This is a genomic window from Vibrio sp. 2132-1 (assembly GCF_033344315.1).
Genome location: NZ_JAWPON010000640.1, coordinates 1 through 573 on the forward strand (window position 1 = coordinate 1; position 573 = coordinate 573).

A 573-nucleotide genomic window follows, 5' to 3' on the forward strand; every position below is an offset into this window, starting at 1 on the left:
GAGCAAGAAGATGTTGTGTAAAGCGGTACAAGTAGTGAGGACCACCAGCTTGTGGACCTGTACCAGACAAGCCTTGCCCACCAAATGGCTGAACGCCAACAACCGCACCAACTTGATCTCGGTTGATGTAGCAGTTACCCACGCGAGCGTGTTTTTCAATCCAGCGATAAGTGGTTTCGTTACGGCTGTGAATGCCCATTGTTAGACCAAAACCTGTTTGGTTGATCTGCTCTACCACGTTTGGCAGTTCAGACGCTTTAAAGCGAACAATGTGCAAGATAGGACCAAATTGCTCTTCTTTCAGAACATCAATGCCTGAGATTTCAAACGCACTTGGTGCAACAAAATCGCCGTATTGACACGCTTCTTCCAGTTGCAGCTGCGCAACTTTCTTCTGCGTGCTGCTCATCTGTTCTAGGTGAGCAAGGAGTTTTTGCTTCGCATTGCGGTCAATAACCGGACCCACATCGGTTTTGTGCAAGTAAGGCAAGCCAACGTGTAGCTCTTTCATCGCGCCTTGGATAAGGGTGATGATGCGGTCCGCAACGTCTTCTTGAACAAACAGCACACGAA

The 573-nt window shown here is 48.5% G+C and carries 1 protein-coding gene; it reads right to left on the reverse strand.

Features of this window, described 5'->3' with window-relative positions:
* Positions 1 to 573 (reverse strand): aldehyde dehydrogenase family protein (locus R8N47_RS27130; RefSeq protein ID WP_318186359.1); only part of this gene is annotated, 573 nt, incomplete at both ends.